Origin of the sequence: Cellulomonas sp. IC4_254 (assembly GCF_011603975.1) — a bacterium.
In the GTDB taxonomy this organism is placed as follows: domain Bacteria; phylum Actinomycetota; class Actinomycetes; order Actinomycetales; family Cellulomonadaceae; genus Cellulomonas.
In genome coordinates this window covers 1-8399 of record NZ_JAANNB010000172.1, presented here as the reverse complement: position 1 = coordinate 8399, position 8399 = coordinate 1, and the positions used below count along the sequence as shown (strand labels likewise).

Below are 8399 nucleotides of genomic sequence, written 5' to 3'. Positions count from 1 at the left end.
GGTTCCGGACCACCCGCCCGAGCGCGGCCCCGTCCCCCCGCGCGCGGCCGGCACCGACCACCTCGACCCCCGTGCCCGCCGCGGCACCCGCCACGGCCAGCGCCGCCGTCTCCCGGGCGACGTCCCCCAGGTCCACCTCCGCGTCCGGCACCGGCCGGGACCCGAGCCGGGCGAGCAGCAGCAGGTCGTCCACCAGCGCCTGCATCCGGCGGACCTGGCCGCCGAGCCCGTCGACGAGCTCGCCCGGGGCGTAGGCCTCGGGGTGCGTGCCTGCGACCTCCAGCTGGGCCCGCAGCGCGGCGAGCGGGGTGCGCAGCTCGTGGGCGGCGTCGGCGACGAACGCGCGCTGCCGGCCGGCGGCCTCCTCGAGCCGGTCGAGCATCTCGTTGAGCGTGCGGGCCAGGGCACCCACCTCGTCGTCGGTGCCGGGGTCGGGCAACGAGCCCGGGCCGCCCGCGCGGGCCACCTGCGCCGCCGCGGACCGCAGCCGCTCGACGGGTCGCAGCGCGCGGCCCAGCGCCACCCAGATCGCGGCCGCGAACAGCGCGGTGAGCGCCGGCACGACACCCGCGAGCGCGAGCCGGAGCGCGCGGACCAGGCCCTCGACCTCGGCGGCGGGCACGGTCGCGACCACGACGGTCCCGTCCGGGGCGCCGGCGGGCGCGACGACCGCGACCCGCGCCGCGCGGTCGTACGCGGACGCGTCGGTCCCGCCGACGACCGTCCCGCCGGACGACGCCCGCGCCCGGAGGTGCGCGAGCGCGTCGCCGCCCAGCACCGGCAGGGTCCGGCTCGCGCTCGGCGACGTGGCCACGACCCGGCCGTCCGCGTCGAGCACCTGGACGACCTCCCCCGGCTCGGCCACCGGCAGGGCGTCGGGCACCTGGTCGCTGGCGACGAGCGCCGCGACCGTCTCCGCGCGAGCCCGGACCACCTCGTCGAGCGCCGCGACACGCCCGCGGGACAGCACGGTGCTGAGCACGACGGCCCCGACCACGAGCGCGGCGCACAGCAGCCCGGCCGTGAGCACGGTCAGCCGGGCGCGCAGCGACCACCGGGCCCGGCGCGGCCGGGCGGGGCTCACCCCGCGACCCGGTAGCCCGCGCCCCGCACGGTGACGATCGCGTCCCGGCCGAGCTTGCGGCGCAGGTACCCGACGTACACCTCCACGACGTTGCCGTCCTCGCCCGGGCCGTCCCAGACGTGGTCGCGCAGCTCGACCTTGCCGACGACCCGGTCCGCGTGCCGCATGAGGTACTCCAGCAGCGCGAGCTCCCGGGCCGTCAGCTCGACCGGCGCGCCGGCCCGGGTGACGGTCCGCGCGGCGGGGTCGAGCACCAGGTCGCCGACGGCGAGCACCGCGGGCCGCACCTGCGGCGGCCGGCGCAGCAGGGCGCGGATCCGGGCGACCAGCACGACGAACGAGAACGGCTTGGTCAGGTAGTCGTCGGCGCCGACGTCCAGGCCGTCCGCGACGTCGTGCTCGCCGTCCTTGGCGCTCAGCAGCAGCACCGGCGTGCCGACGCCCGCGGCCCGCAGGTCCGTCACCACGTCGTAGCCGTTGCGGCGCGGCAGCATCACGTCCAGGACGATCGCGTCGTAGTCCCGGTCCGTCGCGAGGCCCAGCCCCTCGGCGCCGTCGTACGCCACGTCGACCGCGAACCCCTCGGCCGTCAGCCCGCGGCGCAGGGCGTCCACCAGCCCGCGCTCGTCGTCCACCACCAGCACCCGCACCCCCGCAGCATCGCACCGCTCGCGGTCCCGGGTGCGCCACGGAGGGCCCGGTGTTCTCAGCACCGCCTCAGGGCGGGTGGCGCACAGTGGGGTCATGGCCGACACCGAGCGCCCCCGCCGCACCCTCTCCTCCCGTGCCCGCTGGGCCGTGCCCGGGGTCGTCGCCGTGGCGGTGGCCGCCGCGGTCGGCGTCCCGGCGCTCGCCTCGTCGGGCGACGCCGACCTGCCCGCCCTGACCCCCCAGGAGCTGCTGAGCCGGGTCGCCGACGCCGAGCCGACGCCGGTCCAGGGCACGGTCGTCTACACCGCGCGGCTCGGGCTGCCCGAGCTGCCGGCCGAGATGACCGGCGCGGACCCGCTCAACCTGCTGGGCGGGTCGTCCACCCTGCGGGTGTGGTCCGACGGCGCCGAGCGGTCCCGGGTCTCGCTGCTCGGGGCCACGTCGGAGTACTCGGTGGTGCACGCCGGCGCCGAGGCGTGGACGTACTCCTCGACCGACGACGCGGTCACGCACTACACGCTCGACCCGGCCGACGCGGCCCGCTACCAGGCGCTCGCCGACCGGGCCGCCGCGTCCCCCGGGGCGGAGCTGCCGACGCCGGAGGCCGCCGCCGCGCAGGTGCTCGCGCTCGCCGAGCGGGACGCGGACGTGACGGTCGACAGCCCCACGACGGTCGCCGGGCGGGACGCGTACCAGCTCGTGGTCAGCCCGACCGACGACGGCACCCTGGTGTCCCGGGTCGTCGTCGCGGTGGACGCCGCGACCGCGCAGCCGCTGCGGGTGCAGACCTGGTCGACCTCCGACGGCGCCGCCCCGTCCCTGGAGGTCGGGTTCACCGATGTCGCGTTCACCGCGCCGGACGACTCCGTGCTGGCCTTCTCCGCCCCGGCGGGCGCGACGACCGAGGACGTCGTCGTCCCGCTGCCGGACGTGCCGGACCTGCCCGCCGAGGCCGCCGACCCGACGGCCGTCCCCGCCCTCCCCGACGGCGTCGCGGTCTCCGGCTCCGGCTGGTCCACGGTCGTCACCCTGAGCGACGTCGACGTCGCGGGCCTGGTCGGCGGGGACGCCGCGTCGCTCGCCACGGTGCCCGGCGCGGAGCGGGTGCTCGGCTCCGAGGAGGCGCAGGACCTCGTGCAGCAGTTCGTGCCGAGCGACGAGGACGGCACCCCCGGCCGCCCGTCCCTCGACACCGGCGCCCTGTACGACCAGCTCACCACGGCGGTCCCCGAGGGCCGGCTGCTCAGCTCGACCCTGCTGTCGGTGCTGATCACGGACGACGGCCGGGTGCTGGTCGGCGCCGTGCCGGCGGACGCCCTGCGCGCCGCGGCATGAGCGAGCCGCACCACGACGGCGACCTGGCCGTCCGGACCGCGGGCCTGACCAAGCGGTTCCGGTCCGGCCAGGTCGCCGTCGACGGCCTGGACCTGGCCGTGCCCCGGGGCGCGGTGTACGGGTTCCTCGGGCCGAACGGGTCGGGCAAGACGACCACCATCCGGATGCTGCTCGGGCTGGCCCGCCCGACCGCCGGGCGCGCCTGGCTGCTCGGCGCCGCGATGCCCGAGGAGGCCGCGCGGGTGCTGCCCCGGGTCGGGGCGCTGGTCGAGGGGCCCGCGTTCCACCCGTACCTGACCGGCCGGGCGAACCTCGCGCGGCTGGACGCCGGGGACGCCACCGCCGACCCGCGCACCAGCCGCCGGCGCGCGGACGCCGCGCTGGACCGGGTCGGCCTCGGCGCGGCGGCGACCAAGCCGTACCGGCAGTACTCGCTGGGGATGAAGCAGCGGCTCGGCCTGGCCGCCGCGCTGCTGGAGCCGCGCGACCTGCTGGTGCTCGACGAGCCGACAAACGGCCTCGACCCGCAGGGCACCCGCGAGGTCCGGCACCTGGTGCGCGAGCTCGCGGACGGCGGGGCGACCGTGCTCGTGTCGTCGCACCTGCTCGCCGAGATCGAGCAGGTCTGCACGCACGTCGGGATCATGAGCCGCGGGCGGCTGCTGCTCCAGGGCGAGCGAGCCGCGCTGACCGACCGCGAGGGCGCCCGGCTGGCCGTGACCACGCGCGCGGGCCAGGCCGACGCGGCCGCCGACGTGCTGCGCGGGCTGGGGCTCGCGGAGGTGGCGCGGGACGGTCGCGCGCTCCCGGGCGGGGCCGGGACGGCCCGGCTCACCGCCGCGCTGGGCCCGACGCCGCCGGAGAAGGTGTCGGCCGCGCTCGTGCACGCCGGGGTCGACCTGGTCGGCCTCGAGGTCGACCGACCGAGCCTGGAGCAGGTGTTCGTGGAGCTGACCGGGGAGGGCTTCGATGTCGCGCGCTGAGCTGCTGGACGGTCCGGCGGGTGGCCCCGGGGCGGTCGCGCCCGCCGCCCCGGCGCCGGTCGCGTTCGCCCGGCTGCTGCGCTCCGAGCTGCGGCTGGTCCTGGGTCGGCGCCGCAACCTCGTGCTGCTCGCGGGGCTCGCGCTGGTGCCCGTCGTCATCGGGACCGTCCTGCTCGTGACCCGGGACAGCTCGCTGTCCGGCCAGGGGCCCGCGTTCCTCGCGCAGGTGACCGGCAACGGGCTGTTCCTGGTCGTCGCCGCGCTGTTCCTGTGCCTGCCGTTCCTGCTGCCGCTGTGCATCGGCATCGCGTCGGGCGACGCGGTGGCCGGCGAGGCGTCGGCCGGCACGCTGCGGTACCTGCTGGTCGTGCCGGTCCCCCGGACCCGGCTGCTGCTGGTCAAGGCGCTCGCCGCGCTGGCGTTCGCGGCCGCGGCGGTGCTCGCCGTCGCGGTGACCGGGCTGCTGATCGGCGCCGCGTACTTCGGCGTGCACGACGTGGTGCTGCTCTCGGGCAGCACCGTGCCCGTCGGCGAGGGGCTGGTCCGGTCGCCGGGATCGTCGCCTACGTCGGCCTGTCCCTCACGGGGCTGGTCGCGGTCGGCCTGTTCTTCTCCACGCTCACCGAGGTCCCGGTCGGGGCGATGGCGGCGACCGTGGTCGTCGCCGTGGTGTCGACCGTGCTCGACTCGCTGCCGCAGCTGTCCGCGATCCACCCGGGCCTGCTCACGCACCACTGGTTCGACTTCGCCGAGTTCCTGCGGGTGCAGGTGGACTGGGGCGTCGTGGGGACGGGGCTCGCGGTGCAGGCGGCGTGGGTGGCGGTGTTCGGGACGCTCGCCTGGGCGCGGTTCACCACCGCCGACGTGACGTCCTAGGCGAGCAGGCCGACGACGGTCGCGGCGACCGCGAGCAGCGGGAACAGCCCCTGCACCGCGGCCGCCCGCGCCTTGGCGGGCGAGGACAGCACGAGCACGAGCGCCGCCGCGAGCATCGACCCCGTGCCGGCGAGCACCAGCGCCGCGCCCACCGCGTCGGCCCCGGTCGCGGTCGCGACGACCCCGGCCACGGCCACCACCGCGAGGAACAGGTTGTAGAAGCCCTGGTTGAACGCGAGCTCCTTCGTGGCCTCGGCGCCCTCCGGCGTCGTGCCGAACGTGGCGCGGGTCCGCGGGGACGTCCAGGTCAGCGACTCGAGCGTGAAGATGTACACGTGCACCAGCGCCGCGAGCGCGGCGAGCACCAGTCCGGCGGCGATCATGGCGCCAGTCTGCCGTGCCGGGCGACCGGCCGGGGTCTTGTGACCCGTGCCACACCCGAGTAACGTACAACCACATGGTTGTACGTCAGCTGGACCCCGACGAGGTGGACCGGGTGTTCGCCGCGCTGGCCGACGCGACCCGCCGTGACATCGTCACGCGGGTGCTGCGCCGGGAGGCGTCGGTGACCGCCCTCGCGCGCTCCTACGAGATGAGCTTCGCCGCCGTGCAGAAGCACGTCGCCGTGCTCGAGCGCGCGCACCTCGTGACCAAGCAGCGGCAGGGCCGCGAGCAGGTCGTCCACCCCGACGTCGTGACCATCCGGGCCGCCGGACGGCTGCTCGACCGGTACGAGGAGATCTGGCGCGGCCGCATCGACCGCATGGCGGAGATCCTCGGGGACACGCGAGAAGGGGACGACTCATGACCGTCGTGGACACCATCAAGGACACCGACGCGCTGACGCTCACCGTGGTGACCGAGCTCGACGCCACGCCCGAGCGGGTGTGGCGGCTGTGGTCCGAGGGCGAGCAGCTCGGCCGCTGGTGGGGCCCTCCGGGGTGGCCGGCGACCTTCCCCGCCCACGACCTCACCCCCGGGTCCGAGTCGCGGTACTACATGACCGGCCCGGACGGGACGCGGGCGCACGGCTGGTGGCGCGTCCTCGCGGTCGACCCGCCGCGCTCGATCGAGATCCAGGACGGGTTCTCCGACGCCGACGGCAACCCGGACGACGCCCTGCCCGCCGCCGTGATGCGCACCGAGCTCACGCCCGTCGACGGCGGGACGCGCATGACCATCACCACGCGGTTCCCGGACGCCGAGGCGATGGCTCAGGTCATCGCGATGGGCATGGAGGAGGGCATGCGCGAGGCCGTCGGGCAGATCCCGGCGCTGCTCGCGGAGGGCTGAGCCCGGCGGCGGGTGCGGGCCGGTCGTGGGCCGGTGGTCCCAGGAATCATGGGACGACTAGGCGCATACTGGGGAGCGTGAGCGGCGTGACCCGGCAGCGACCGACCCGCACCACCCCCGAGGGGCGGCGCGAGCCGTGAGGGTCCGCACCCGCCCCGAGCACCCCGCGACCGGGGCCGCGCTGGCCGTCGTCGGCGGCTTCCTGGACGCCTACACGTTCGTCGCGCACGGCGGCGTGTTCGCCAACGCCCAGACCGGCAACGTCGTGTTCGTCGCGATCCACGCCGCGCAGGGGCAGTGGGCGCAGGCCGCCGGCTACCTGCCCATCATCGGCGCGTTCGTGCTGGGCCTGGTCGCCGCCGAGTGGCTCGCCGCGCACCGCCGGCTCCCCGGGCTGCACGACCCGACCCGCGTGGTGCTGCTCGCCGAGATCGCCGTGCTGGTCGCCGTCGCCGCGCTGCCCGCGTCCGTGCCCACGCTCGTGACCACCATGGCGGTCGGGTTCGTGGCCGCGCTCCAGGTGACGACGTTCCGGCTGGTCCGGGACACGACCTACAGCACCACGATGACCACCGGGAACCTGCGCACGCTCGTGACCGCGGCCTACGAGTGGCCGACCGGGTACGACCGGACCCAGCGCGTGGTCGCGCTGCGGCTTGCGGTGATCGTCCTGGCGTTCGCCGCCGGTGCCGGGATCGGCGCGGTCGCGAGCGCTCCCGGCGCGCTCGGCACCCGCGCGGCGCTGCTCGCGGCGGCCCTGCTGGCGGTCGTGCTCGCGGCGATCGAGACGCACACCCGGCGGACCGCGGCGACCGAGGCCACCGGGGCGGTCGCGCGGAGGTCGGGTCCGGCGACGGCCGCGCGCACCACGGCCGGGGCCCCGCGGCCCGTCCCCGCGGGGGTCGGCGCCGAGGGCGACTGACCGCGGAACCGCCCGCGGGGCTGGTGGTCGCGGGGCTGGGAGCGCTACCGTCCACCCGACATCGAGGAGGATGCCCGTGCACCGCAGCCGGATCTCGACCCTGCTCATCGACGCCCCGCACGCCGAGGCGGCCGCCGCCGCCCGGTTCTGGTCCGCCGCCACCGGCGTGGCCTCGTGGTCGGTGCCGGACGAGGAGCAGTTCACGCACCTGGAGGACCCGATCCCCGGGCTCGTCGCGGCGGTGCAGTCGATCGGCGGGCCGGCGCGGTACCACCTCGACATGGAGACCGACGACGTCGCCGCCGAGACCGCGCGACTGCTCGACCTCGGTGCCGTCGAGGTCGGCGGCTGGCTCGACTGCCGGACGCTGCGGGTGCCCGGCGGGCACCTGCTGTGCGTGATCCCGGTGCACAGCGACCCGGCGGACTTCGCCGAGCAGGCGCACGTCTGGCCCTGAGACCCCCGGGTCAGACGGCCGGCTCCTCCGGGTCGGGGCCCGGCGCCTCGGACGGCCGGGCGGCCGGGTCGTCGCCCGCGAGCACCCGGTACACGGACCGGCGCGCCTCGGCGAGGATCTCCCCCGCGCGCACCCGCTGCGCCTCGGTGCCGCCGCGCCCGACGGCCCGGACGGCCTCGAGCAGCGGGCCGACCTCGGCGCGCAGGTCCACGCCCTGCTCCGCGTCGCCGGCCGCGAACGGGTCGGGCCAGGAGGCGGAGTCCCGCTCGACGAGCGCGCGGCCCTCCTCGGTCAGCGTGGCGAGCTTGCGGCCCGCCGACGCGGTGAGCGTCACGACGCCCTCGTCCTCCAGGAGGTTGAGCGTCGGGTAGACGGCGCCGGGGCTCGGGCGCCACCGGCCGTCGCTGCGCTCCGCGATGGCCTCCATCAGCTGGTAGCCGTGCATGGGCTGCTCGGCGAGCAGCAGCAGGATGGCGTTGCGGACGTCGCCGCGGGGTCGCCGGCCGCGGCGCCCGCCGGGACCGAACCCGCCCGGGCCGAAGCCGCCGCGACCCCCGGGACCGAAGCCCCCGCCGGGGCCGAACCCGGCGCCCGGGCCGAACCCGGCACCCGGGCCGAACCCGCGCGGCCCGTGGCCGGCGAACCCCCGCCCGTGCCCGTGGTGCCCCTCGTGCGACCCGTGCGGGCCGCGACCGGACCGCTCGTCGCGGCCCTCGCTCTCGAACTCGTCATGTGTGTCGTTGTATCGCATGACGCTCACGATATATCGCTACCGCACTCGTGTGAACCCCCCCGACC

At 77.0% G+C, this 8399-nt stretch carries 11 protein-coding genes and 1 pseudogene; 8 read left to right on the top strand and 4 right to left on the bottom strand.

All coding sequences use genetic code 11. The annotated features are described in order from the left end of the window. Positions 1-1084: histidine kinase dimerization/phospho-acceptor domain-containing protein (locus G6556_RS14910; protein WP_166943027.1), on the bottom strand; the 1084-nt coding region annotated here is incomplete at its 3' end. Then, positions 1081-1734, bottom strand: coding sequence for a response regulator transcription factor (locus G6556_RS14905; protein ID WP_166943024.1), 654 nt, complete (start codon positions 1732-1734; stop codon positions 1081-1083). The genes G6556_RS14910 and G6556_RS14905, both read right to left, overlap by 4 nt. Before the next feature lie 94 nt (positions 1735-1828). Here G6556_RS14905 and G6556_RS14900 point away from each other — a divergent pair, with 94 nt between their 5' ends. The 4 genes and pseudogenes from G6556_RS14900 (at position 1829) to G6556_RS20275 (ending at position 4929) form a co-directional block, all read left to right on the top strand. Continuing rightward, positions 1829-3070: a hypothetical protein gene (locus G6556_RS14900; RefSeq protein ID WP_166943021.1), complete on the top strand. Its 1242-nt coding sequence runs from the start codon at positions 1829-1831 to the stop codon at positions 3068-3070. Then, positions 3067-4053, top strand: coding sequence for an ABC transporter ATP-binding protein (locus G6556_RS14895; protein ID WP_166943018.1), 987 nt, complete (start codon positions 3067-3069; stop codon positions 4051-4053). Before G6556_RS14900 ends, G6556_RS14895 begins: the two co-directional genes overlap by 4 nt. Further along, positions 4040-4495: pseudogene (locus tag G6556_RS20280) on the top strand (ABC transporter permease subunit); the annotation flags it as partial. The gene G6556_RS14895 and the pseudogene G6556_RS20280, both read left to right, overlap by 14 nt. Before the next feature lie 200 nt (positions 4496-4695). Then, entirely contained in the window at positions 4696-4929 is a 234-nt protein-coding gene (locus G6556_RS20275) for a hypothetical protein (RefSeq protein WP_346774927.1), read from the top strand. On the opposite strand, the gene G6556_RS14885 is transcribed toward G6556_RS20275, so the two are convergent. After that, positions 4926-5312, bottom strand: a complete 387-nt coding sequence (locus tag G6556_RS14885; protein WP_166943016.1) for a DUF1304 domain-containing protein — start codon at positions 5310-5312, stop codon at positions 4926-4928. The two genes, G6556_RS20275 and G6556_RS14885, sit on opposite strands and share 4 nt — an antisense overlap. A gap of 74 nt (positions 5313-5386) precedes the next feature. On the opposite strand from G6556_RS14885, the gene G6556_RS14880 reads away from it, so the two are divergent. The 4 genes from G6556_RS14880 (at position 5387) to G6556_RS14865 (ending at position 7601) form a co-directional block, all read left to right on the top strand. Further along, positions 5387-5737 (top strand): metalloregulator ArsR/SmtB family transcription factor, encoded by a 351-nt coding sequence (locus tag G6556_RS14880; protein WP_166943013.1) that lies wholly within the window; start codon positions 5387-5389, stop codon positions 5735-5737. Beyond that, complete coding sequence (locus tag G6556_RS14875) at positions 5734-6222, top strand: SRPBCC domain-containing protein (protein WP_166943010.1); 489 nt, start codon at positions 5734-5736, stop codon at positions 6220-6222. The genes G6556_RS14880 and G6556_RS14875 overlap by 4 nt, the downstream gene beginning before the upstream one ends. A 136-nt stretch (positions 6223-6358) precedes the next feature. Continuing rightward, positions 6359-7144: a YoaK family protein gene (locus G6556_RS14870; protein ID WP_166943007.1), complete on the top strand. Its 786-nt coding sequence runs from the start codon at positions 6359-6361 to the stop codon at positions 7142-7144. 76 nt (positions 7145-7220) lie between these two features. Beyond that, the gene (locus tag G6556_RS14865; protein ID WP_147794166.1) at positions 7221-7601 is read left to right on the top strand and encodes a VOC family protein; all 381 of its coding nucleotides are present in this window, start codon (positions 7221-7223) and stop codon (positions 7599-7601) included. Between the two features lie 10 nt (positions 7602-7611). Here the strand turns inward: G6556_RS14865 and G6556_RS14860 are convergent, their stop codons facing one another. After that, positions 7612-8352 carry a PadR family transcriptional regulator gene (locus G6556_RS14860; protein WP_166943004.1) on the bottom strand — a complete coding sequence of 247 codons (741 nt, stop codon included), beginning with the start codon at positions 8350-8352 and terminating at the stop codon, positions 7612-7614. Positions 8353-8399 lie beyond the last annotated feature (47 nt).

Excerpts from the sequence above, each read along its gene's own strand:
- G6556_RS14885 (WP_166943016.1), bottom strand. The coding sequence starts at position 5,312 with ATGATCGCCGCCGGACTGGTGCTCGCCGCGCTCGCGGCGCTGGTGCAC.
- G6556_RS14880 (WP_166943013.1), top strand. The coding sequence starts at position 5,387 with ATGGTTGTACGTCAGCTGGACCCCGACGAGGTGGACCGGGTGTTCGCC.
- G6556_RS14875 (WP_166943010.1), top strand. The coding sequence starts at position 5,734 with ATGACCGTCGTGGACACCATCAAGGACACCGACGCGCTGACGCTCACC.
- G6556_RS14895 (WP_166943018.1), top strand. The coding sequence starts at position 3,067 with ATGAGCGAGCCGCACCACGACGGCGACCTGGCCGTCCGGACCGCGGGC.
- G6556_RS20275 (WP_346774927.1), top strand. The coding sequence starts at position 4,696 with ATGGCGGCGACCGTGGTCGTCGCCGTGGTGTCGACCGTGCTCGACTCG.
- G6556_RS14860 (WP_166943004.1), bottom strand. The coding sequence starts at position 8,352 with ATGCGATACAACGACACACATGACGAGTTCGAGAGCGAGGGCCGCGAC.
- G6556_RS14900 (WP_166943021.1), top strand. The coding sequence starts at position 1,829 with ATGGCCGACACCGAGCGCCCCCGCCGCACCCTCTCCTCCCGTGCCCGC.